Here is a 24,031-nt window from a genome sequence, read left to right as displayed (position 1 = left end):
GCTATTCGACGAGGCCGCGGCGCATCCCCTCGGCGACCGCGGCCGCCCGGTCGGAGACGCCGAGCTTCTCGTAGAGCCGCTGCACGTGCGTCTTCACCGTGCTGACGCCGATGAACAGCTCGCCCGCCACCTGCGGCACGGAGAGTCCGCGGGCGAAGGCCTGCAGCACCTCGCGCTCGCGTTCGGACAGCGCCGGGCCCGTGCTCTGCGCGCGCATCCGGATCTCGCCCGCGAGCCCGGCGGCCAGCTCCGGCGGCACCACCGTCTTGCCCTTGGCGACGTCGAGGACGGCCTCGACGATCTCGGCGCGCCTGGAGTCCTTGGCCAGGTAGCCGGCGGCGCCCTCCTGCAGCGCCTGGAACACGACGGCGCTCTCGGTGTGCGCCGACAGGATCAGCACCCGCGTCGGCAGCCCGTCGCGGACGGCGGCCCGGACGATGCCGAGGCCGTCGATGTCGGGCATCTCGTAGTCGACGAGGGCGACGTCGGGGGAGTGCTCGCGGATCGCGGCGAGGGCCTCGCGGCCGTCGTCGGCTTCCGCCACGACCTCGACGCGTCCGCTGGTGGTGAGACCGCGGGCGACGCCGTCGCGGAAGAAGGGGTGGTCGTCGGCGACGACCACGCGCACCCGGGCGTCCGACGACTCCATCGGGCCAGCATAGGGATCCGAGCGTCCGCGGTGGACACTTCGCGGGCAGTTCCCGACAGGGAGGTCCCATGCCCGACGCCCCCGAGCGGGCCGCCATCGGCCCCGACGTCATGCGTGTCGCGATGGACCACGCCCGTCGCGGGGTGGACCTGCAGGTGGTGCTGCGGGGGGTGCTGGTCGCGTTCGTCGCGCTGACGGTGGCGTTCGTGCCGCCCGCCCACGACGTGTTCGCGTGCACGCTGGTCGCCGCCGGGTACGCGATGTGGGCGCTCGCGGTGTTCCTGTGGACGCGCGGCGGCAGCGATGCCCCGGTCCGGCTGGCGTGGGTCGCGCTGCTCGTGGACCTTCTGGTGCTGGGGTCGTTGACGCTGCTCACAGGCCTGTCGACGCCGCAGAGCTGGACCGCCGACGTCCTCTCCGCGGGCTTCCTGCTGATCCCGGTGCTCGCCGCCACGCAGCTGCGGGTGCACATCTGCGCGGCTGTGGCGGGGGCGACGCTCGTCGTGTATCTGGCGGCGGCGATCGCGACGCAGGAGTCGAACGCGGAGCCGTGGGGGTCGCTGCTGTTGCGGACGGCGATCGTCGCCGGGGTGGGGTTGGGCTGCATCGGGCTGTCGCGGATCCAGCGCTCACGGGTCGACACCATCGGCACGCTCGTCAACGACCGCACCGATCTGCTCGACCAGCTCACCGGCATCGAGGAGCACGAGCGCCGGGCGCTGTCGGAGGCCTTGCACGACGGTGCGCTGCAGTACGTCCTCGCCGCCCGCCAGGACCTGGAGGACGCTCGTGACACCGGCGACGCGGAGTCGTTCGACCGGATCGAGGAGGCGCTGCTGGAGTCGTCGCGGCTGTTGCGGACGACGGTCTCGGAGCTGCATCCGGCCGTGCTGGACCGGGCGGGGTTGACGGCGGCGCTGGGCGATCTCGTCCGTACCGCGGCGGGCCGCGCCGGGTTCGACGGCGAGGTGTCGACGGACGGCTGGCCCGACGGGCGCACCCCGCTGGACGGGCTGCTGTACCGGACGGCGCGCGAGCTCGTCGGTAACGCGGCGACGCATGCGAAGGCGTCGACGGTGCGGCTCTCGCTGGCCCGCGAGGGCGACCACGCGCGGCTGGTCGTCGCCGACGACGGGGTGGGCCTGCCGCCCGACGCGATGACCACCAGCCTGCGTCGTGGCCACATCGGACTGGCGTCGCACCGGGTGCGCATCGAGGCCGCGGGCGGCACGTTCACGGCCGCGGCGTCGGCGCCGACCGGAACGGTGGTGACGGTCGACCTGCCCCTGTGAGCGGCGATGGTCGCTATAGCGACCATCGCCGCTCACGAGCGCTGTGGTCCATGTCCGTCGATCGGGGGACACCGGCGTCGTCCAGTGCATCGGGCGGTCGGTCGACGGTGCGGATCCGTTGCGCGCGAGAGCCTTGAGGCATCGGGGAGGAAGCCCCGCAGACCGAATGAGGCGAGTGCGATGAGCACGACGATGGACAACCGCTACTGGGACGGCGACACCGAGCGCATGGCGCCGGTCGGCCGGCAGGTCCGCACCGCCGTCCCCCCACAGACGACGGCGCCGGAGCGCGGGTACGAGCCGCAGCGCGGACTCCCGGCCGAGCGCCGCTACGGCTACGACGGAGCCTCCGCCGCCGTCCCGCCGGCCGCTCCGACGCACACCGAACCGGTGGAGCACCGCCCGGTCGTGGACGCGACGCGGCTCTGGGCCGGGGGCCTCGCCACCGCGGTCGTGGCGGCGCTGATCGGGCTGGTCGGGGTGCTGGTCGTGCGGGTGGCCTTCCACGTCGCGCTCTACGCGCCGGCCGGTTCGGCGGCGCTGGGCTCGTCGGCCTCGGTGACGACGCTGTGTCTGGTCGCCGCCGGTGCGGCGCTGGCCGCGACGGGCCTCGCCCACCTGCTCCTGCTGTCGACGCCGCGCCCGCTGGCCTACCTCGGTTGGATCGTCGGGCTCACGACCGCTGTCGCCGTGGTGCTCCCGTTCCTCGGCACGACGGCCCTGGCCATCACCGGTGCGGCCGCGGTGATCCACCTGGTCATCGGTCTGGCGATCGGGACGCTCGTCGCCGGTTCGGCCGCCTCCGCCTCGCGCGGCCGCCGGCTCCACTGATCGGGTACTTCGAGACCTGATCGCGACTCCGACCAGGCAGTCTCGACCTCGCGCCCTCGTACCGGACCCACCAGCCCGGTGCGGGGGCGCCTTCCTGCGCTCGAACAGAGTCGTCGTTAGGACCTTGACTACGCTCCTGTTCCGGGGGCAGTGTCCCGGTGTGGCCTCTCCGCTGACGCGTCTGTTCGAACCCATCGACATGGGGAACGTCCGGCTGCGCAACCGCATCGTCATGGCCGGTCACGGCAGCCGTTTCGTCGACCCCCACGAGCACGCGCTGGCCGAGCGGCAAGCCCACTACCTGGCCGAACGCGCCCGTGGCGGCGTCGGACTGATCATCCAGGGCTCCGGCATCGTGCACCCGACGGGCCTGACCTTCGGCGGCATCAACCAGGTGTGGGACGACGCCGGCATCGCCCCGTACGCCCGCGTCGTCGACGCCGTCCACGAACACGGCGCCGCGATCTTCGCCCAGCTCTCCCACCTCGGACGCCAGGGCAGCGGCTTCCCCAGCCACCGTGAGCTGTGGGCACCGTCGGCGGTGCCGGACCCGTCCAGCCGCGTCGTCCCGCACGCCATGACGCACGCCGACATCTCCGAGCTCATCGAGTCCTACCGGTCGGCCGCGCGACGCTTCCTCGCCGCCGGGTTCGACGGCCTCGAGGTCTACCTGGCCCACGGCTACCTGCTCTGCTCGTTCCTGTCCCGCTTCAGCAACACCCGCACCGACGAGTACGGCGGGTCGCTGGAGAACCGGCTGCGGCTGCCGCTGCGGATCCTCGCCGAGGTCCGCGAGGTCGCCGGGCCGGACGTGCCCGTCGGCATCCGGGTGTCGGGCGACGAGTTCGTCCCCGACGGCCTGGAGATCGACGAGAGCCGCGAGATCGTCGCCCGGCTGCTCGACGCGGTGCCCACCCACTACGTGAGCGTCAGCCAGTCCAACTACGCCTCCATCGACCGCCAGATCCCCGACATGAGCTACCCGCAGGCGCCGTTCGTGCACCTCGCCGGCTCGATCCGCGAGGTCACGGGCGGGGTGCCGGTGTTCGCGGTCGCGCGCGTCGTCAGCGCGGAGAAGGCCGAGGAGCTTCTTGTCGACGGCACCGCCGACCTGGTCTGCCTCGTCCGGCCGCTGATCGCCGACCCGGACCTGCCGAACAAGGCGCGCGAGGGCCGGCTCGACGAGATCCGGCCCTGCATCTCGTGCAACGTCGGCTGCCGCGGCGGGCCCCACCGCGGGGTGCCCGTCGCGTGCCTGGTCAACCCCGTCGTCGGGTTCGAGAAGCAGTGGGGCGGAACGCTTCCGGTCGTCGACGAACCGCGCCACGTGGTCGTCGTCGGCGGCGGGCCGGGCGGGCTGAAGACGGCCGAGACCGCGGCCCTGCGCGGACACCGCGTCACGCTGCTGGAGGCCTCCGACCGGCTCGGTGGGCAGGTGCTCGTCGCCGCCGCCGCGATGCCCTACCGCGACGAGTTCGCCGGGGCGACACGGTTCCTGGAGCGGCAGGTGCGGCGGCTGGGCGTGACCGTCCGCCTCGGCGTGCACGCCGACGTCGCGTCGGTGAAGGCGCTGGACCCCGACCTGGTCGTCGTCGCCACGGGGTCGACCCCCGGCACGCCTCCGATCCCCGGCGGCTCCGTGGCGGTCAGCGCCCACGACGCGATCACCCACGGGGTCCGCGGCGAGCGCGTCGTCGTGCTCGACTCCGGCGAAGCCGACTGGAAGGTCCTCACGACGGCCGAGCGTCTCGCCGCGGACGGACACGTCGTCACCGTCATCACGCCGGTGCCCGCGGGCGCCGAGCTCGACGCCTTCTCCCGGCCGCCGATGCTGCGCCGCCTCGGCGCGGCCAAGGTCCGGATCCGGGAGAGCCACACCGTCCTCGCGATCGAGGACGGTCTCGTGCGTTCGCGCGACAACTGGACCGGCGAGCAGGTGGTCGACGAGGCCGACGCCGTCGTCGCGGCCTGGTACGGCGTGGCGCAGGACGCGCTGGTCGGTGAGCTCGCGGCGCAGGACATTCAGGTCCGGGCGGTGGGCGACGCGCTCGCCCCGCGACGGGCGATCGACGCGATCTGGGACGGGTTCCGAGTGGGGGTAGAGGCATGAGCAACGGCAAGGTCGTTCTGGTGACGGGTGCCGGCGGCGGCATCGGCGCCGGCATCGCGCGGGTGCTGGCCGAGCGGGGCTGGCACGTGGCGGTCAACGACGTCTCCTCCGACGACGCCGCCAAGACTGCGGCCGAGGTCGGCGGCACCGCGGTCCCCGGCGACGTCACCGCCGACCCGGCCGCGCTGGTCGAGGCCGCGCTCGCCGTCTCCGGGAGCCTCGACGGCCTGGTCAACAACGCCGGCATCATCCGCCGCGGCCCGCTGTCGGCCCTCGACCCGGCCGACGTCGACGCCACCCTCGGGGTCAACCTGCGCGCGGTCGTCGCGCTGAGCGCGGCCGCGCTGCCGCACCTGTCGTCGGCGGGCGGGGCGATCGTGAACATCGCGTCGATGGCGGCGGAGGTGCCGCAGCTGGGCGGCGGCCTGTACGCCGCGTCGAAGGCCGGGGTGGTCGCGTACACGCGGCAGGCCGCGGTCGAGTGGGGGCCGCAGGGTGTGCGGGTCAACGCCATCGGCCCCGGCATGATCCGCACCGAGATGGCCGAGGCCGTCTACGCCGACCCGGTCATGTACGAGCGGCGCCGCGCGCTGATCCCCGTCGGGCGGATCGGGGCGCCGGAGGACATCGGCCGCGTCGCCGCGTTCCTGCTCTCCGACGACGCCGGCTACGTCAGCGGCCAGCACATCCTCGTCGACGGCGCGCTGACGCAGACGTTGATGGCCCACTTCCCGCAGCCGGGCGACACGGCGTAGCCGCTTCGCCTCGCCGAGACCGACGGGAGTGCTGTTGCGCGCCGCGCGAACAGCACTCCCGTCGGTCTCGGCGTCACCCGCGCGAGCGGCAGAACCACGACTCGCCGACCTCGCCGAACCCGCGGCGCCGGTACCAGTCGCGGGGCCAGTCGGCGGCGTCGGCGTCGAGCCACACGAGGTCGCACCCGGCCTGGTGGGCCTGCCGCAGCGCGCCCGCGAGCAGCGCGTCGCCCAGCCCACGGCCGCGGTGGGTCGGGGCGGTCTCGACGGCGTCGAGCTCCGCGGTCGCCCCGTCGATCTTCAGCAGGCAGCAGGCGACGACGAGCCCGTCCTCGCGGATCGCCATGGCGTGCACGTCGACGGCGTCGTCCTCGAGGTCGTGCCGGTCGGACAGTTGGGCGCGCTGCTGTTCGGTCAGCCCCGGCGTGGACCGCAGCCAGGACGCCTCCCAGAACGAACGCAGCTCCGACGGCAGTGCACGCTCGGCGTGGACGCGGTGGCGCGGCGGTTCGGCCGAGGGCGTGGTCACCAGCGACACGAGGTGGTCGACCTCCCAGCCGTGCCGACCCAGCTCGGCCGCCGTCGCCGCGGCGTCGACCCCGCGCAGCGTCGCCGCCCGGTGCGCGAGCCCGGCCCCACCCAGGACGCGGTCGGCGTCGGCGATCACCTGCGCCGCCCCGACCGGGCCGTCGAGCAGCAGCTGGTTGTGCTGGTAGGACGCCGACACCGGCTCGGTGACGACGGCGACGCCACCGGTGACGGGCACCTCCGACGTCGCGAGCCGGCGCAGCACCGAGTAGGCCATCGCGTCACGGCGGGCGGCGGCGTCGACGCGGGCGGGCGGGCCGTCGGGCGTGTCGAAACCACCGTCGGGACGCGGGCGGAACGGCAGCACCGCGACGACCGCGCCCGTGGGCACCGGGCCGTAGGCGTGCGGGAAGACCATGTCCGACGGGTCGTCCGGCAGCCCGGGCTCCCACCGCAGGTCGGCGATCCGGCCGGCGTCGACGGCCAGCAGCACCATGTCGTCGCGGCCCGCGAACAGCCGGTTCGCGGGCAGCGTGACCTGCCCGGCGGTGGACAGGTGCACGAACCCGGACTCGGCCATCGACCGGCCCGCCGCACCCGACAGACCGAGCGCGCCGTCGGCCAGGGCAGCGCGCCACTCGGGGGGCGTGCAGAGGTGCAGCAACGTCGGAGCACTCACGTCGGCAAGTCTGAACGGTCTCGTCCGGACCCCTCCGAACGGGTTGGTCCGGACAGGTCGGCGGTCCAGGTCACTCTTGCATTGGCACCGGGTGCCATTTAGCGTCCAGTTCGTCCCAAGCACCACCCCCACGACGGGAGACAGCCGATGGCGCCGGTCGAGAACACCCAGTCCACCTCGCAGGAGGAGCCGCTCGTCGAGGAGACCCTCGTCGAAGAGGTCTCGATCGACGGTATGTGCGGTGTCTACTGACCCGACCTCCGGCGGCGCGGACCCCGGGTTCGACCCGGGGGCCGCGTACCGCTGCAGCCCGCAGGTGTCGCTGCGCCCCGAGTCGTTCGGCGCGCTCGTCTACCACTTCGGGACCCGCAAGCTCTCCTTCCTGAAGACGCCGCAGCTCGTCGACGTCGTCACCGGGCTGGAGAAGCACAGCGACGTGCACGCCGCGATCGACGCGGCGGGCGTCGCCGACACCGAACGACCCGCGTACCTCAAGGCCCTGGCCGGTCTCGCCGCCTCGGGGACCATCGAGGCCCGTCCCACCACCTGATCGGGGACCGACGTGAAGCTCGTCGACCACTTCCAGTACGGCCTCAGTTCGCCCATCTGCCTGACCTGGGAGCTCACCTACGCGTGCAACCTCGCGTGCGTGCACTGCCTGTCGTCGTCGGGTCGGCGCGACCCGCGTGAGCTCACCACCGCCGAGGCCAAGGCGGTCATCGACGAGCTCCAGCGCATGCAGGTCTTCTACATCAACATCGGTGGCGGCGAGCCGACCGTGCGCCCCGACTTCTGGGAGCTGCTCGACTACTCGATCGCCCACGACGTCGGCGTCAAGTTCTCCACCAACGGCATCAAGCTCGACAAGAAGCGCGCCGCCCAGCTCGCGGCGACCGACTACGTCGACATCCAGATCTCTCTCGACGGCGCGACCGCCGACGTCAACGACCACGTCCGCGGCCCCGGCTCCTACGCCACCGCCATGCGCGCGCTGGAGAACCTCGCCGAGGCCGGGTTCGCCCAGCCCAAGATCAGCGTCGTCATGACCCGGCAGAACGTCGACCAGCTCGACGAGTTCAAGGCCATCGCCGACAAGTTCGGCGCCCAGCTGCGCATCACCCGGCTCCGCCCCTCGGGCCGCGGCGCCGACGTGTGGGACGAGCTGCACCCGCTCCCGTCGCAGCAGCGCCAGATGTACGACTGGCTCGTCGAACGCGGCGACCAGGTCCTCACCGGCGACTCCTTCTTCCACCTCTCCGCCTACGGCGAGGCGCTGCCCGGGCTCAACCTGTGCGGCGCAGGTCGCGTCGTCTGCCTCATCGACCCGGTCGGCGACGTCTACGCCTGCCCCTTCGCGATCCACGAGAACTTCCTGGCGGGCAACGTCCGCTCCGAGGGTGGCTTCCAGAAGGTGTGGCAGGACTCGGAGCTGTTCACCGAGCTGCGTCAGCCCCAGACAGGTGGCGCGTGCTCCGGGTGCATGCACTACGACTCGTGTCAGGGCGGCTGCATGGCGGCCAAGTTCTTCACCGGCCTGCCGCTGGACGGTCCGGACCCCGAGTGCGTCCGCGGTTTCGGCGAGCAGGCCCTCGCGGCCCGCGACGGCGAGACGCTGATCCCGAAGTCCGACGTCGACCACAGCCGCTCCGCGCCGCGGAACTCGCGCACGCCCAAGGCCCCGGTGCCGCTGACGCTCACGACCCGCCCGGACCGTGCGTGCGAGACGAGCCCGCTCACCGGTTTCGGTGCCTCGGAGTCCGACTCCGGGCTGCGCCTGCCGGTCGCGGGCGGCTGAGAGACCGCCGGCACCGGACCCGCCCGACCGGGTCCGGTGCCGTGCACTTACCCCCGCCGCCGTGCTGACGTCGCCCTGGCCGCTGCGGGGTCGCGTCGCGCCCTCGCGGGTGCTGTTCGGCCCGCACGAGACCAACCTGGGCGACGGCCGGGTCTTCTCGTCGCGGCACGTCCCCTACTACGCCGCCCGGGCCGCGGGGGGCTGCGGCGTCGTCGTGACGGAGACGGCGTCGGTGCACCCGTCCGACCATCCGTACGCGCGGGCGCCTCTCTTCTCCTCCTGTGGACCGGGGTGGGCTGCGGTTGCCGCCGCCTGCGGCCCGGCCCTGGTGCTCGCCTCGCTCGGGCACGCAGGGTCGCAGGGGTCCGTCGCGTTCTCGTCGCCGATCATGTGGGGGCCTGACTCGTTCGACCGGCCCGCCCTCGTCGACGGGTTCCGCTCCGCCGCCCTGCTCGCCGTCTCCTCCGGGCTCGACGGGGTGGAGATCGACGCCGGGCAGTACGCGCTGCTGCGGCAGTGCGTGTCCGCCGGCTGCCCAGACGTGGTGACCGAGGTGCTCGACGTCGTCCGCGACGCGATCGGCGACGCGGTCCTCGGCCTGCGGCTCTGCTGCGACGAGCTCACCCCCTGGACCGGGATCACGCCCACCTCGATCGCGCCGGTGGTCGACGCCGTCGCCGGTGTCGTCGACTACCTCGTGCCCGTGCGCGGGGGCGTTTTCTCCACGGCAGCGACCCGTCCTGACATGCACACCGCACAAGGGTTCGGCCGGGCGCTCGCGGAGGCGATGCGCTCGGTCGTGGACGGTCGGTGCGACGTGGTGTGGCAGGGCTCGGTCGCCTCGCCCTCGCTCGCGCTCTCCGGGCTGGAGGATGGGGTGTGCGACGCGGTCGAGATGACCCGGGCGCAGATCGCCGACCCCGACCTCGTCTCCCTCGTCCGCTCCGGCCAGGTGGACCGGGTCCGGCCGGCGACCCTCTCCGGCAGGTGGTGGGCAGGCCGGGACCCCCGCAACGTCGTGATCTCCGATGACGCGGCGCCTCCTTCTTCTCCGGCTGCTGCGTCGGGAGACGGGCCGGTCCTCGTCGTCGGGGGAGGGCCGGCCGGGCTGGAGGCCGCCCGGACCTACGCGCTGCAGGGACGGCCGGTGCACCTCGTCGAACGCGACTCCCAGCTCGGCGGGGCCCTCCGGCTGGCCGCCGCGCTGCCCGGCCGGTCACGTTTCGGGCTGTTGATCGAGTGGTGGGAACGGGAGCTCGCGCACCTCGGCGTCCAGGTGACCACGGGGCGCGCGCTGACTCCGGCGGACCTCTCCCGCCGGGACGTCGAGATCATCCTCGCGACGGGCTCCCGCCCGCGGCCCCCCGCCTTCCCCGTGGGCGCGGGGGTGGACGTCATCCCGGCGGCGGAGCTCGTCGCCACCTTCCGGCAGAACTCGGCGTTCCGGCAGAACCCGGCCGACGTCGTCATCAGCGATCCCGTGGGGGACGCGGTCGCGATCGGGGTGGCGGAGCTGCTCGCCTCGGCAGGGCACCGTTGCACGCTCGTCACCCCCGACCCCGCGGCCGGCACCCGGCTCGGCCCCGGCGCCGACATCGGTGGCGCCCACGCCCGGCTCCTGCGCGCGGGCGTCACGATCGCGGCGTTCACCGAGGTCAGGTCCGTCGCCGACGGTGTCGCGTCATTGCGCGACGTGCACACCGGCAGCGTGCGAGAGGTCCCGTGCACGGTCGTCGTCGACTGCGTCCAACGCCTGCCCGACGACACCCTGTGGTCCGCGCGCCCCGACCTCCCCCGCGCCGGCGACTGCGTCGCACCCCGCGGAATCCAGGAGGCGGTCCGGGAGGGCAGAGCGCCTGTGAGCGGGAATAGTCGCTATAGCGACTATTCCCGCTCACAGGGGGTTCGGGCGGTGCGCCCGGCGGCGCGGACGGCGCTCGGGCCGGACCCGCTGTTCACCCCGTTGCAGCTCGGGCCGCTGCGGCTGCGCAACCGGGTCGTCTTCGCCGCGCACCTCACCGGCTTCGCCGAGGACGGGCTGCCGAGCCGCCGGCACGTCGACCACTACGCGGCGCGGGCCGCCGGCGGGGCCGGGCTCGTGATCACCGAGGAGCACGCCGTCCACCCCGGAGACCGGCCGTACGAGCAGATGATCCGCGGCCACGACCCCCGCGTGCTCGACGCGTACCGCCGCCTCACCGACGCCGTGCACACCCACGATGTCCCGGTGCTGGCGCAGCTCAACCACAACGGGCCCCAGTCGTCGGGGCTGTACTCGCAGGCGCCGGTGTGGGGGCCGTCGGCGGTTCCGGACCCGATGTTCCGCGAGGTGCCCGTCGCGATGACGCTCGGGCAGATCGACGAGCTGATCGCGGCCTACGCCGACGTCGCGGCGCGGTGTGTCGAGGGCGGCTTCGACGGGGTGGAGGTCCAGGCGTCGCAGGCCTCGATCCTGCGGGCGTTCCTCGCGCCGGACACGAACCTGCGCACGGACGCCTACGGCATCGCCCGGACGCGCCTGTTGGAAGAGGTCGTCGACGCCGTGCGTGCGGCCATCGGGCCGGACCGGGTGCTGGGGGTGCGGCTGGGCGGCGGCGAGGACGTCCCCGGCGGGCTGACGATCGACGACGCCGTCGCCGCCGCCCGGCTCGTCGAGCCGTCCGTCGACTACCTCAGCACGTCGGTCGGCCTGGCGACGCGGACGTTGGAGCTGGTCGAGGCCCCCTCGCCGGTTCCGGCGGGGTACGCGGCGGCGCTGCCGTCGGCGGTCCGGGCGGCGGTGTCGGTGCCGGTCCTCGGCGCGGGCCGCTACACCCGCCCCGACGACGCCCGCGCTGCGCTGGCGGCCGGACACTGCGACCTCGTCGGGGTCGTCCGCGGGCAGATCGCCGACCCGGAGTGGGCGTCGGGCACCGGCGCGCGGACCTGCATCGGCTGCAACCAGGAGTGCACGGCGAACGTCGGCATGAACCGGCCGTTGTCGTGCGCGGTGACGCCGCGCCCCGACGACGACCGCCGAGTTCGACACGGGACTGGTTCGATCATGGTCGGAAGCAGTCCCGTGTCGAACTCGGCGGAGTTGCTGGTCGTCGGCGGTGGGCCCGCCGGGTTGCGGGCGGCCGCGTCGGCGGCGCAGCGGGGGATGCGGGTGCGGCTCGTCGAACGCTCGGACCACTTCGGCGGGACGCTGGCGCTCGCCGCTCGTGCGCCCGGCCGCGGGGAGCTGGCTGTACTGGTCGAGGATCTCGTCGCCGAGTGCCGCGCGGTCGGGGTGGAGCTGTGCACAGGCGTGTCGGGGGACGTGGTGACGCACCGCGGCATCAGGATCGTCGCCACGGGCGGCATCCCCGACCGGCCGGCCTGGGCTGTCGAGGCGGTGCACGACGTCGTCGACGTACTCGACGGGTCCGCCGACCCCCGCGGCGAGGTGCTGATCGTCGACGGGACAGGGTTCCACGAGGCCACCTCCGTCGCGGAGCTGCTCGCCGAGCGCGGCTGCGCGGTGGAGGTGGTGGCGGCGGCGATGGTCGTCGGCCAGGACCTCGGCCTCACCCTGCACCGCCCCATGTTCCGACGCCGCGCCGCCGCCCTCGGCATCACGTGCACCCCGGACACGGTCGTCCTCGCCGCGGCGCGCACGTCGACAGGACGGGTGGCCGTGACGCTGCTGCACCACCCGACCGGCCGGGAGTACACGCGGGAGGTCGACGCGGTCGTCGTCGCCACCCCGCCGCGCCCACGCGAGGGCCCGAACCGGATAGGCGACGCCCTCGCCCCACGCCGGGTGGGCGCCGCGATCGCCGACGCCGAGCGGCTCGTCGCCGAGATCGTGCTCGCCGAGACCAACCGGAGTGCTGTCGGCGCGTCCACGAACAGCACTCACGTCGGTCTCGGCGGGCGTTAAGGTCCGCGCGTGCCCCTGCTGCGGGATCTCACCTGGCCACAGCTGCGCTCCACGCGGCCGACGCTCGTCGTGCCCGTCGGGTCGGTCGAGCAACACGGGCCGCACCTGCCGCTCGACACCGACGTCCGGATCGCCGAGGCCGTCGCCGCCGGTCTCCTGGCGCGCGCACCCGAACTCGTCGTCGCCCCGGCCGTCGCCTACGGGGCCGCGGGGGAGCACGAAGGCTTCCCCGGCACGGTGTCGATCGGGCACGAGGCGCTGCGGCTGCTGCTCGTCGAGTACGGACGTTCCGCCTGCCGCTGGGCCGGGCGGCTGCTGTTCGTCAACGGCCACGGCGGCAACCTCGTGACCGTGGTCGAGGCCGTCGAACGGCTCCGCTACGAGGGCCGCGACGCGGCCTGGGTCCCCTGCGGCACACCGGGTGGTGACCCGCACGCCGGGCGCACCGAGACCTCCCTCATGGCGGCGATCGCCCCCACCGCCGTGCACGCCGACCGCGCCGAACCCGGCAACACCGCGCCCCTCGCCGACCTCCTCCCGCTCCTGCGCGCAGGCGGGACAGCGGCGGCGAGCCCCAACGGCATCCTCGGCGACCCCACCGGCGCCTCCGCCGCCGAGGGACGCGCGCTGCTGGCGACGATCGTCGACAACTGTCTTGTGGCCCTCCACAAATGGGAGCCCGGACCCGGCGGACGTTTGTGACGATCACCCATCTTCCTGGACGAGAGGCGCGGCTCACATAGCCTCGGGAGCGACGACGGACGCGCCGTCGCACGACCGCTGGGCAAAGCGAGGACGTTCATGGGCTTCCCCTCCGACCTGACGATCGCGCGCGGGGCGAACCTCAAGCCCCTCGACGAGGTGGCCGCGGCGATGGACATCCCGTCGCACCTGCTGCAGCCCCACGGCGACCACGTCGCGAAGATCAAGCTCTCGGCCGTGCAGGAGCTGGCCGACAGGCCGAAGGCCAAGTACGTGGTCGTGTCCGCGGTGACCCCCACGCCGCTGGGCGAAGGCAAGACCACCACGACCGTCGGGCTCGGGCAGGCGTTCTCCCACATCGGGAAACGCGCGACGATCGCGATCCGCCAGCCCTCGATGGGCCCGACGTTCGGGATCAAGGGCGGCGCCGCGGGCGGTGGCTACTCGCAGGTCGTCCCCATGGACATCCTCAACATGCACCTGACCGGCGACTTCCACGCCGTCACCGCGGCCCACAACATGCTGTCCGCGGTGCTCGACAACCACCTGTTCCAGGGCAACGCCCAGGGCATCGCCCCGCACGACATCACCTGGCGACGCGTCCTCGACGTCAACGACCGGGCGTTGCGCAACATCGTCGTCGGCCTCGGCGGGCGCCTCGACGGCGTGCCCCGCCAGACCGGTTTCGACATCACCGCGGCGTCCGAGGTCATGGCCATCCTGGCCCTGTCGACGTCGATCCCCGAGATGCGCGCGCGGCTGGGACGCATCGTCGTCGGCTACCGCGCCGACGGGTCCGCCGTCACCGCCGAGGACATCAAGGGCGCCGGCGCGATGGCCGCGATCATGGTCGACGCGTTGCGCCCCAACCTGATGCAGACGCTGGAGAACACGCCCGTCCTCGTCCACGCCGGGCCGTTCGGCAACATCGCGCACGGCAACTCGTCCGTCGTCGCCGACCTCATCGGCGTCCACGCCGGCGACTACCTCGTCACCGAGGCCGGTTTCGGCGCCGACATGGGCGCCGAGCGGTTCTTCAACATCAAGTGCCGCGCCTCGGGCCTCGTCCCCGACGCCGCCGTCGTGGTGACCACGGTCCGGGCGCTGAAGGCCCACTCCGGCAACCACCGCATCGTCGCCGGCAAGGCGCTGCCCGAGGCGCTGCTCGCCGAGAACCCCGACGAGGTCCACGCGGGCGGGGCCAACCTGCGCAAGCAGATCGAGAACATCCGCATCCACGGCGTCACGCCGGTCGTCGCCATCAACGCCTTCCCCGACGACCACCCCAGCGAGCACGCCGCCATCGCCGAGATCGCCGCCTCGATGGGGGTGCGCGCCGCGGTGTCGACGCACTTCTCCGACGGCGGGCGCGGCGGCGTCGACCTCGCGCAGGCCGTCGCCGAGGCCGCCGACGAGCCCTCCGACTTCGCGTTCCTCTACCCCGACGACGCCTCGCTGCGGGAGAAGATCGAGATCATCGCGACGAAGGTGTACGGCGCCGACGGCGTCGACATCGCCCCGGCCGCCTCCCGGCAGCTCGACAACTACGAGCGCAACGGGTTCGGCGACCTGCCCGTGTGCATCGCGAAGACGCACCTGTCGATCTCGTCCGACCCGACGCTGATGGGCGCCCCGACCGGCTGGCGCCTCCCGGTCCGGGAGGTGCGCGCCTCCGTCGGGGCCGGCTTCGTCTACCCCATCTGCGGTGACATGCGGACCATGCCCGGCCTGGGCACCCACCCCGCGGCGCACGAGATCGACGTCGACGCCGACGGCAACGTCGTCAACCTCTCGTGAGCCTGTCCGACCGCACCGTCCGGGACCTGCTCGACGACGTCGCCGCGCGCACCCCCGCGCCTGCCGGGGGTGCGGTGGCGGCGCTCGTCGCGGCGCAGGCGGCCGCGCTGGCGGGGATGGCGGCGCGGTTCGCCCCCGGTGCGCCTGGCGCTGATCTCGCGGACCGTCTGCGCGCCATGGCCTGCGGCCTGGCCGACGACGACATCGCCGCCTACTCGGCGTTCATGGCGGCACGTCGCGGTCCGGGCGAGGCGGCGGCGCGCTCCCACGCGGCCGAGGTGCCCCTCGCCACCGCCGAGGCCGCCGCGGAGGTCGCCGCGCTGGCGGTCCCGCTCGTCGGTGGGGGGAACCGCAACCTGCGTGCCGACGCCGCGACCGCGGTGTTCCTGGCGGCGGGCGCTGCTGCCTCCGCGGCGACGATGGTCGCGGAGAACCTGGCGGGGAGTCCCGACGACCCACGCCTCGCCCGCGCCGCCCGTGCCGCCGCTGCTGCTCGTTCCGCCGCCGAGACGGCGTTCGCCGCCTTCCCGGCGGTGGCCCCGTCCGGCTGACGTACGGCGGTGCGAGAAGGGCGCAAGAAGTCGGGCGCAAGAGGTCGGGCGGAAGAGGTCGGGCGCAAGAGGTCGGGCGCAACCTCACGGTCGTGTTCGGCCCGCGCGACGACCGTGAGGTTGCGCGCGGGGTGGGTTGTCAGCTCTGCGGGCCGGTGACGAGCAGCGGCACGAGCTGCTCGGCGCTCGTCAACGAGCCGTGCTGGCCGACGAGCTTCGCGAGCTTGGGTTCGGCCTGGCTGCGCACCAGCGCGGTACCGCCGCGCATCGCCGCGACGACGTCGCCGATCCGCCCGGCGACATGCGGCCCCAGCGGCCCGAACCAGCCGGCGGCCACGGCCTCGTCGCGGGTGACGACCCAGGCGTCGTCGCCGAGCACGTCCTGCCACGTCGCGAGCACGTCGTCGATGGCCCCGGGCGTCGTGTAGACGTGCCGGGCCCGGGCGTCGCCACCCAGCAGCGAGACCCCGGCCTGCAGGGTCTCGTCGGTGTCGAAGTCGGGAGCGCGGTCGACGGTGATCATCCCGTGGTCCCCGGTGACGACGAGCAAGGCATCGGGCGGGAGGGCGGCGGCGATCGTCGACACCAGCAGGTCGATCTGGCGCAGCTGCAACCGCCACGGGAGCGTGCCCGGGCCGTGGACGTGGCCGAGGGTGTCGAGGTCGGAGTGGTAGCCGTAGCAGAGGCGCCGCCCGGGGCCGGTGAGCGCGGCGTCGATCTCGGCGGCGAGGTCGCCGAGGGCCAGCACCCCGCGGAAGGTCCCGCCGCGCAGCGCGGCGCGGGTGAGGCCCGACTCTCGTTGGAACGCGGGCGCCACCGCGGTGACGACGACCCCGTCGGCGGCGGCCCGTTGCAACGCGGTGTCCGACGGTTGCACGACCTCGGGCACGTGGAGGTCGCGCTGGTCGACGTGCTTGCCGTCGCGTGCCCTGGTCCAGCGCAGGACGTCGAGGAGGGCCTGGTCGCCGGGGTCGAAGGAGAGGCCGACGAGACCGTGTCCGCCGGGCGGCAGGCCGGTGCCCAGTGACGCGAGGCTGATCGGGGTCGTCGACGGGAACCCGACGGTCAGCGGGCCGGCGTCGGCCATGGTCGAGAGGAAGGGCGCGTCGGCGGCGTGGGTGCGCAGCAGCTCGGTGCCGAGCCCGTCGACGAGCAGCACGCACGCGGCACGCACCGGCGGCAGCGGCAGGGGCGCGGGGCCGGGGACACCGAGCGCGGCGAGCACCGAGGGCAGCACCTCGGCGAGTGAGGCGGTGCCGTAGCGCGGGAGCAGGGGGGCCGTCACGGTGTGCAGCCTGCCATCTGCGACGGAGTGCCCCTGTGAGTGGCGATAGTCGCTATAGCGACTATCGCCACTCACAGGGCGCCACGCACAGGGGCGGGCACAATGGCGGCCGATGACCTCACAGACGGGCCCGCAGGACACCCGGCTGCCCGACGGGTTCCGGATCGTCCTCGACCGGCGGACGAGGATCCTCGACGACGGCGCCGCGCTGCTCGGCGGTGCGCCGCCGCGGCTGGTGCACCTCACCGCGAAGGCACGCGCGATCGTCGACACGGGCAACACGATCACCGTCGCCGACCCGGCCTCCCGCGCACTCGCACGGCTGCTGCTCGACGGCGGACTGGCCCAGCCGGCTCGGCCCGTCGCCGCGTTGGAGCGACCGACGGCGAAGGACGTCACCGTCGTCGTCCCCGTGAAGGACCGGACAGCTGGGCTGGTCCGGCTGCTCGCCACGCTGCCCGCGGACCTGGGCGGGATCGTCGTCGTCGACGACGGGTCGGCGGTCCCCGTCGCGGTCGGCCACGACAGCCCGGTCACGGTGCTGCGCAACGACACCGCCCGCGGCCCCGCCGCCGCCCGCAACGCCGGCCTCGCCGCCGCCACGACCGAACTGGTGGCGTTCCTCGACTCCGACGTCGTGCCCCGGCCGGGCTGGCTGGAGCCCTTGCTCGACCGGTTCGCCGACCCCGCCGTCGGGCTCGTCGCGCCGCGGATCGTCGCCCTCGACGCGGGCACGACGTGGGTGAGCCGCTACGAGGCCGTCCGGTCCTCACTGGACCTCGGGCTCGACGCGGCACCCGTCGTCCCCCGCTCGCGGGTGGCCTACGTGCCCAGCGCCGCACTCCTGGTGCGGCGCGACGCCGCGGGCACCGGGTTCGACGAGGAGCTGCACGTCGCCGAGGACGTCGATCTCGTGCTGCGGCTGCACGCCCAGGGGTGGCGGCTGCGCTACGAGCCGGCGTCGCACGTCGCGCACGACCATCGCGTCGACGTCGTTCAGTGGTGGGGACGCAAGACGTTCTACGGGACGGGAGCGGCGCCGCTCGCGCTGCGGCACACCGGTGCGGTGCCGCCGATGGTGCTCTCACCGTGGTCGGCCGCGGTGTGCGCGCTGCTCCTGGTGCAACGTCGCGGGGCGACGGCGCTGGCCGCGGTGATCACGGCCGGGGCGGCGGAACGGCTGTCGCGGAAACTCGGGAAGCTGCGCAGGCCCCGGCTCGCCGCCGCCCGGCTGACCGGGATCGGTCTCGTCGGCGCGCTCGCCCAGACCGGGTCGGCGCTCACCCGGCACTTCTGGCCCGTCGCCGTGCTCGCGTGCCTGTTCTCGGCGCGGGCCCGCCGCGCGGTCGCGGTCGCCGCGGTGGTCGAGGGCGTCGTCGACTGGTGGACCCACCGCGGTCACGACGCCGACGGGCCCGGACCGCTCGCCCACGTCGGCGCCCACCGGCTCGACGACCTCGGTTACGGCGCCGGGCTGTGGTGGGGTGCGTGGCGGCACCGGACGGCGGCACCGCTGCGTCCGACCGGGCCGGGTCGGCGGCGGCCACACCGACAGGGCTAGTCCGAAAGGATGAAGAGCCGGTCGGGACCGTGCCGCGTCTGCGTATTGGTTCCGCAATCTGCGCCGCTGTTGCGGAAACCGTGACCCGATGGAGCACGCACACGCCCCGTGACCCGCATCGGCGCCCGTCGACCGTGTTGCACCGGTCGATCATCGGGAGTGTGATGTGTCGACCGCCACACGTGTGCGCGGTGCCCCGCGCGGCCCTGCCGCGGCGGGGGCGACACACCCCCGGTAGTCCTCGCGACAAGCCACCGACGTCGCGGTTGAGGAGTGAGACTCATGGCACAGGTCCGGGTCACGGTCGACGGCGTGAACTACGCCGACGACGTCGAGCCCCGAATGTTGTTGGTGCAGTACCTGAGGGAGCGTCTGGGCAAGACCGGGACAGTCGTCGGCTGCGACACGAGCAACTGCGGTGCCTGCACCGTCCACCTGAACGGGCAGAGCGTGAAGTCCTGCTCCGTCCTGGCGGTCCAGGCCGACGGCGCCGAGGTGCTGACCATCGAGGGGCTCGCCCGCGACGGTGAGCTGCACCCCGTTCAGAAGGCGTTCAACGAGTGCCACGGCCTGCAGTGCGGCTACTGCACCCCCGGCATGATCATGGCGGCCGTCGACCTGCTCGGGGACAACCCCGACCCCGACGAGACCGAGGTGCGTGAAGGCATCGAGGGCAACCTCTGCCGCTGCACCGGCTACCAGAACATCGTCCGCTCGGTGCAGCGCGCCGCGCAGATGATGAAGCCCGGCGCGTCGGCCCCCACCGAGTCGCCGGCCCCCGTTGCGGGAGGCAACTGAGCATGACGACGACCGCCGAACCCACCACCGAGCTCGGCAAGGCGCGCACCCGCAAGGAGGACGCGCGCCTCATCACCGGGCGCACCCGCTACACCGACGCGATCACCCCGCACGGCACGCTGCACCTGCACGTCGTCCGCTCGCCGATCGCGCACGCGACGATCACGAGCATCGACAAGTCCGCCGCCGAGGCGGCGCCGGGCGTCATCGGCGTGTTCACCGCCGCCGACCTGGGCGTCGAGTCCGTCGGCCTGCCCTGCGCGTGGCCGATCACCCCGGACATGAAGGCGCCCCAGCGGCCGCTGCTCGCCACGGGCACCGTGCACTTCGCCGGCGAAGGTGTCGTGGTCGTCGTGGCCCGCACCGCCGCCGAGGCCCGCGACGCGGGCGACCTCGTCGAGATCGACTACGACGCGCTCGAGCCGGTCCTCGACATGGAGGCCGCCCTCGCCGAGGGCGCCACCCTGGTCCACCCCGACCTCGGCACCAACGAGAACGCCACCTGGGCGTTCGACTCGGGCGCCGCCGGCACCGGCGGCAGCGTCGACGAGGCCATCGCCGCCGCGGAGGCCGACCCCGACTCGGTCGTCGTGCGGCGCCGGTTCCGCCAGCAGCGCCTCATCCCCGCGTTCATGGAGCCGCGCTCCTGCGTCGTCGACCCGACCGGTGAGCAGATCACCGTGTGGGCCGCGACCCAGGTCCCGCACATCCTGCGCACCATGACGACCGTGACCCTCGGCGTGCCCGAGGCCAAGCTGCGCGTCATCGCCCCCGACGTGGGCGGCGGTTTCGGCGGCAAGATCGGTGTACTGCCCGAGGAGATGCTCTGCGTCGCGCTGGCGCAGCGGCTCAACAAGCCCGTCAAGTGGACCGAGACCCGGTCGGAGTCCCTGCTCGCCGCCCACCACGGCCGTGACCAGATCCAGGACCTGACGATCACGGCGAAGAAGGACGGCACGGTCACCGGCCTCGACGTCCACCTGCTCGCCGACATGGGCGCCTACCTGGGCCTCGTCGGCCCGGGCGTGCCGATCCTGGGCGCGTTCATGTTCAACGCGATCTACAAGATCCCGGCGCTCAAGTTCACCTGCACCAACGTCTTCACCACGAAGACCCTGACCGACGCCTACCGCGGCGCGGGACGCCCCGAGGCGACGTTCGGCATCGAGCGGATCATGGACGAGCTCGCCGTCGAGCTCGGCCGCGACCCGATGGACCTGCGCAAGCAGAACTGGATCACCCACGAGGAGTTCCCGTTCACCACCGTCGTCGGTCTGACCTACGACTCGGGCAACTACGAGCAGGCCACCGAGCAGGCCATGGCGACGTTCGACTACGCCGGCCTGCGCCGCGAGCAGGAGGAGCGCCGCGCCCGCGGTGACAAGGTCCAGCTCGGCATCGGCATCTCCACCTTCACCGAGATGTGCGGTCTCGCCCCGTCCCGCGTCCTCGGCTCCCTCGCCTACGGCGCCGGTGGTTGGGAAGCGGCGAGCATCCGTATGCTCGCCACCGGCAAGGTCGAGGTCGTCACCGGCGCCTCGGCGCACGGCCAGGGCCACGAGACGGCGTTCAGCCAGATCGTCGCCGACCAGCTCGGCGTGCCGTTCGAGGACGTCGAGATCCTCCACGGCGACACCCAGATCTCGCCGAAGGGCCTCGACACCTACGGGTCCCGGTCGCTCGTCGTCGGCGGCATCGCCGTCGTCAAGGCGGCCGAGAAGGTCATCGCGAAGGCGAAGAAGCTGGCCGCGCACCTGCTCGAGGCGTCCGAGGACGACATCGAGTTCAACGCCGGCCAGTTCACCGTCCGCGGCACCGACAAGGGCAAGGCCATCCAGGAGCTGGCGTTCGCCGCGTTCATGGCGCACGACTACCCCGAGGACATGGAGCCGAGCCTCGACTCCGACGCCGTCTACGACCCGGAGAACTTCTCCTTCCCGCACGGCACGCACCTCGCCGCGATGGAGGTCGACACCGAGACCGGCCGGGTCACGCTCCGCCGCTACGTCTGCGTCGACGACATCGGCAACGTCGTCAACCCGCTGATCGCCGAGGGGCAGGTCCACGGCGGGCTCGCCCAGGGCATCGCGCAGGCACTGTTCGAGGAGGCCAACTACGACGACCAGGGCACCCTGGTCAACGGGACCTTCGTCGACTACACGCTGCCCTCGGCGGCGGACCTCCCCAGCTTCGAGTCGTCGACGGTCTCCACGCCGGCCACGTCGAACCCGCTGGGCGTCAAGGGCGTCGGCGAGGCGGGCACCATTGCTTCCACCCCCGCTATCGTCAACGGCGTCATCGACGCGCTCCGGCACCTCGGCGTGACCAACGTCGAGATGCCGACGACGTCGCAGCGCGTGTGGCGGGCCATCCAGGAGGCGCAGGGCCGCAGCACGCAGGAGACTCCCGTCGACACCCACTCGCCGGGCGCGGGCCTCGGCTCGATCGACCCGAACAACCCCCAGGGAGAGGTCCAGTGATCCCCGCCAAGTTCGACTACGTGCGGCCCTCGTCGGTGGACGAGGCCGTGGCGGCGCTGCGGGACGCCGGTGAGGACGCCAAGATCCTCGCCGGCGGACAGAGCCTGCTGCCCGTGCTGCGGCTGCGGCTCGCCGCCCCGTCGACGATCATCGACCTCGGCGGCATCGCCGACCTGCGCCGGATCGCCGAGGACGGCGACCGCATCGCCATCGGCGCCATGGTCCCGCACCACGACGTCATGCGCGACGACCTGGTGAAGCAGCACGTGTCGCTGCTCTCGCAGGCCACCGCGACCGTCGCCGACCCGCAGGTCCGCCACCGCGGCACCCTCGGCGGCGCCCTCGCGCACGCCGACCCCGCCGGTGACCTCGGCGCCGTCGCGCTCGCGCTCGACGCCGAGTTCGTCATCGCGGGCGCCTCCGGCACCCGCACCGTCGGCGCGAGCGAATTCTTCGTCGACTACTTCACGACCGCCATCGGCGAGGGCGAGATCCTCACCCAGGTGCGGTTCCCGAAGTACACCGGCTGGGCCTCCCACTACGAGAAGTTCAACCGGACCGCTCAGGCCTGGTCGATGTGCGCGGTCGCCGTGGCCCTGCGCATCGACGGCGGCTCGATCGCCGAGGCCCGGGTCGGGCTGACCAACATGGGCACCACCCCGATCCGCGCGAGCGGCGTCGAGGCGGCACTCGTCGGGCAGCAGGCGAACGAGGACTCGGCACGTGCCGCGGCCGAGCACGCGACGGAGGGCACTGCCGCACCGAGTGACGCCGACGCCGCAGCCGACTACCGTGAGCACCTGGCAAGGGTGCTGACCGGCCGGGCGGTGCTCGCGGCAGCGGGCTGAGCAACAGCGTCATCTGTGGACGCCCGCCCGTTCCGGGTGGGCGTCCACAGTGTTGTGTGGGGGTTTTTCGGCCCCTCCCGCCCGGTCGGCGGGAGAGTGGCCCCGAAGAGGAGGCAGTACCGATGCAGCTGGAGAACAAGTTCACGATCGCGGCGCCGATCGAGGAGGCCTGGGCGGCCCTGAACAATCCTGAGACGGTCGCGCCGTGCTTCCCGGGTGCCACCCTGACCGAGTACGAGGACGACTCGTTCACCGGCACCGTCAAGGTCAAGCTCGGCCCCATCTCCCTGACGTACAAGGGCAAGGGCACCTACGTCGAGCGTGACGACGCCAACCACAAGGTCGTCATCGACGCCACCGGCCGCGACTCCCGCGGCAACGGCACCGCCGCGGCCAAGGTCACCGGCTCCATGGTGTCCCAGGGCCCGGACAAGACCGAGGTCACGATGGTCACCGACCTCTCGATCACCGGCCGTCCGGCCCAGTTCGGCCGCGGCGTCATCTCCGACGTCAGCGAGAAGATCATCGGCCAGTTCGCGTCGTGCCTGACCGACAAGCTGGGCGCCTCCGGCGCCGAGGCCGCCGACGCCGCACCCGCGGCGCCGTCGGCCGACGCTCCGGCCGCGGCCGCGCCGACCAGCGCCCCGACGTCGGCCACCGCCGGCTCCGAGGCGCCGAAGCCGGCGACGACCCCGAAGTCGACGCCGACGGGTGGCCCGCTGCGCAGCGAGGTCGACGCCATCGACCTGCTCGACTCCGCCGGCGCGCCCGTCCTGAAGCGGGTGGCGCCGGTCGTCGGCGTGCTGGGCGCGCTGCTGGCGATCTTCGTCGTGGTGCGTCGCCTGCGCTCGAAGTAGAACTACCTGTGAGTGGCAATAGTCGCTATCGCGACTATTGCCACTCACGAGGTCAGTCGTCCCAGCGGTCGTCGTCGCCGACCCGGCGGTCGTCGTCCCCGACCCGGCGGTCGTCGTCATCGTCGTCATCGTCGTCGAGGCGGTCGCGGGTCACCTGGCCCGTCGCGGTGTCGACGTGCAGCTCCCGCAGGCCCGACGTCGTCCGGACGTCGACCTCCCACACCTGCCGGCCGTGCTCGAACTCCCGCTCCACCTCGACGACCTGCCCGCCACCCACGTGCGCCACCGCAGCCTGCTCGGCGGCGGAGCGGTCGACCGCGGCCTGCGCGGTGTCGGTGAGCAGCGGGGTGGGGGGCGCGCCCGTCGAGCTCGTGGACGTCGTCGGCACGGTGGGGGTGCGGGTCGTGCTGTCGTCGCCCCCGGTGCCGAGGGCCAGCGCGGTGCCGGTGAGGGCGAGCAGGGTGACGCCGGTGGCGGCGGCCAGAACGACGGGGCGGCGGATGTTCACGGTGTCCTCCAGGTCGGTTGTTCGTCGGGTTCGTCCGACCTGCACGACGATGCCGCCGCGGCGCCTAGCGCCGCGCTGCCCGATCCCTAACGCTCGGCTAA

20 protein-coding genes are annotated in these 24,031 nt (G+C 73.4%); 16 read left to right on the top strand and 4 right to left on the bottom strand.

All coding sequences use genetic code 11. The features are described 5' to 3' along the window. Nucleotide 1: 1 nt before the first annotated feature. On the bottom strand, nucleotides 2–649 hold the full coding sequence (locus tag PSU4_RS07485; RefSeq protein WP_147104025.1) for a response regulator: 648 nt from the start codon (nucleotides 647–649) through the stop codon (nucleotides 2–4). A 68-nt stretch (nucleotides 650–717) separates the two neighbouring features. Here PSU4_RS07485 and PSU4_RS07480 point away from each other — a divergent pair, with 68 nt between their 5' ends. The 4 genes from PSU4_RS07480 (at nucleotide 718) to PSU4_RS07465 (ending at nucleotide 5,637) form a co-directional block, all read left to right on the top strand. Beyond that, a complete protein-coding gene (locus tag PSU4_RS07480; RefSeq protein WP_147104022.1) occupies nucleotides 718–1,941 on the top strand; it encodes a sensor histidine kinase in 1,224 nt (407 codons plus the stop codon). Between the two features lie 180 nt (nucleotides 1,942–2,121). Beyond that, entirely contained in the window at nucleotides 2,122–2,772 is a 651-nt protein-coding gene (locus PSU4_RS07475) for a DUF6069 family protein (protein ID WP_147104019.1), read from the top strand. 160 nt (nucleotides 2,773–2,932) lie between these two features. Further along, on the top strand, nucleotides 2,933–4,882 hold the full coding sequence (locus PSU4_RS07470) for an oxidoreductase (protein WP_147104016.1): 1,950 nt from the start codon (nucleotides 2,933–2,935) through the stop codon (nucleotides 4,880–4,882). Next, a complete protein-coding gene (locus PSU4_RS07465) occupies nucleotides 4,879–5,637 on the top strand; it encodes an SDR family NAD(P)-dependent oxidoreductase (protein ID WP_147104013.1) in 759 nt (252 codons plus the stop codon). The genes PSU4_RS07470 and PSU4_RS07465 overlap by 4 nt, the downstream gene beginning before the upstream one ends. A 73-nt stretch (nucleotides 5,638–5,710) precedes the next feature. Here the strand turns inward: PSU4_RS07465 and PSU4_RS31170 are convergent, their stop codons facing one another. Further along, nucleotides 5,711–6,844, bottom strand: coding sequence for a GNAT family N-acetyltransferase (locus PSU4_RS31170; protein ID WP_186816795.1), 1,134 nt, complete (start codon nucleotides 6,842–6,844; stop codon nucleotides 5,711–5,713). 147 nt (nucleotides 6,845–6,991) lie between these two features. Between PSU4_RS31170 and mftA the strand changes: the two genes are divergently transcribed. From mftA to PSU4_RS07425, 7 genes are all read left to right on the top strand, one after another. After that, complete coding sequence (gene mftA / locus PSU4_RS07455) at nucleotides 6,992–7,096, top strand: mycofactocin precursor MftA (protein ID WP_147104010.1); 105 nt, start codon at nucleotides 6,992–6,994, stop codon at nucleotides 7,094–7,096. Next, nucleotides 7,086–7,394: a mycofactocin biosynthesis chaperone MftB gene (gene mftB / locus PSU4_RS07450; protein ID WP_147104008.1), complete on the top strand. Its 309-nt coding sequence runs from the start codon at nucleotides 7,086–7,088 to the stop codon at nucleotides 7,392–7,394. The genes mftA and mftB overlap by 11 nt, the downstream gene beginning before the upstream one ends. 12 nt (nucleotides 7,395–7,406) lie before the next feature. After that, nucleotides 7,407–8,639 carry a mycofactocin radical SAM maturase gene (gene mftC / locus PSU4_RS07445; RefSeq protein ID WP_147104005.1) on the top strand — a complete coding sequence of 411 codons (1,233 nt, stop codon included), beginning with the start codon at nucleotides 7,407–7,409 and terminating at the stop codon, nucleotides 8,637–8,639. A 61-nt stretch (nucleotides 8,640–8,700) separates the two neighbouring features. Next, entirely contained in the window at nucleotides 8,701–12,543 is a 3,843-nt protein-coding gene (locus tag PSU4_RS32215; RefSeq protein ID WP_246114989.1) for an oxidoreductase, read from the top strand. 9 nt (nucleotides 12,544–12,552) lie between these two features. Beyond that, entirely contained in the window at nucleotides 12,553–13,245 is a 693-nt protein-coding gene (mftE, locus tag PSU4_RS07435) for a mycofactocin biosynthesis peptidyl-dipeptidase MftE (protein WP_147104002.1), read from the top strand. 99 nt (nucleotides 13,246–13,344) lie between these two features. After that, nucleotides 13,345–15,042, top strand: a complete 1,698-nt coding sequence (locus PSU4_RS07430; protein WP_147103999.1) for a formate--tetrahydrofolate ligase — start codon at nucleotides 13,345–13,347, stop codon at nucleotides 15,040–15,042. Then, a complete protein-coding gene (locus PSU4_RS07425; RefSeq protein WP_147103996.1) occupies nucleotides 15,039–15,593 on the top strand; it encodes a cyclodeaminase/cyclohydrolase family protein in 555 nt (184 codons plus the stop codon). The genes PSU4_RS07430 and PSU4_RS07425 overlap by 4 nt, the downstream gene beginning before the upstream one ends. Before the next feature lie 139 nt (nucleotides 15,594–15,732). Here PSU4_RS07425 and PSU4_RS07420 read toward each other — a convergent pair whose 3' ends face one another. Beyond that, a complete protein-coding gene (locus PSU4_RS07420) occupies nucleotides 15,733–16,878 on the bottom strand; it encodes an alkaline phosphatase family protein (RefSeq protein WP_147103993.1) in 1,146 nt (381 codons plus the stop codon). Nucleotides 16,879–16,990: 112 nt separating this feature from the next. Here PSU4_RS07420 and mftF point away from each other — a divergent pair, with 112 nt between their 5' ends. The 5 genes from mftF to PSU4_RS07395 all read left to right on the top strand — a co-directional run bounded on the left by mftF (nucleotide 16,991) and on the right by PSU4_RS07395 (nucleotide 23,422). Further along, nucleotides 16,991–18,439 (top strand): mycofactocin biosynthesis glycosyltransferase MftF, encoded by a 1,449-nt coding sequence (gene mftF, locus PSU4_RS07415; protein WP_147103989.1) that lies wholly within the window; start codon nucleotides 16,991–16,993, stop codon nucleotides 18,437–18,439. A gap of 282 nt (nucleotides 18,440–18,721) precedes the next feature. Continuing rightward, entirely contained in the window at nucleotides 18,722–19,237 is a 516-nt protein-coding gene (locus tag PSU4_RS07410; RefSeq protein ID WP_147103986.1) for a (2Fe-2S)-binding protein, read from the top strand. A gap of 2 nt (nucleotides 19,238–19,239) precedes the next feature. Then, a complete protein-coding gene (locus tag PSU4_RS07405; protein ID WP_147103983.1) occupies nucleotides 19,240–21,717 on the top strand; it encodes a xanthine dehydrogenase family protein molybdopterin-binding subunit in 2,478 nt (825 codons plus the stop codon). Continuing rightward, nucleotides 21,714–22,565, top strand: coding sequence for an FAD binding domain-containing protein (locus PSU4_RS07400; RefSeq protein ID WP_147103980.1), 852 nt, complete (start codon nucleotides 21,714–21,716; stop codon nucleotides 22,563–22,565). The genes PSU4_RS07405 and PSU4_RS07400 overlap by 4 nt, the downstream gene beginning before the upstream one ends. 122 nt (nucleotides 22,566–22,687) lie before the next feature. Then, nucleotides 22,688–23,422, top strand: coding sequence for an SRPBCC family protein (locus PSU4_RS07395; protein WP_147103977.1), 735 nt, complete (start codon nucleotides 22,688–22,690; stop codon nucleotides 23,420–23,422). A gap of 52 nt (nucleotides 23,423–23,474) precedes the next feature. On the opposite strand, the gene PSU4_RS07390 is transcribed toward PSU4_RS07395, so the two are convergent. Then, the coding region (locus tag PSU4_RS07390) for a PepSY domain-containing protein (RefSeq protein ID WP_147103974.1) at nucleotides 23,475–24,031 on the bottom strand (557 nt) is incomplete at its 5' end.

It is taken from the genome of Pseudonocardia sulfidoxydans NBRC 16205 (assembly GCF_007989085.1).
Lineage (GTDB): Bacteria > Actinomycetota > Actinomycetes > Mycobacteriales > Pseudonocardiaceae > Pseudonocardia > Pseudonocardia sulfidoxydans.
This window is presented reverse-complemented; position numbering and strand designations above follow the sequence as displayed.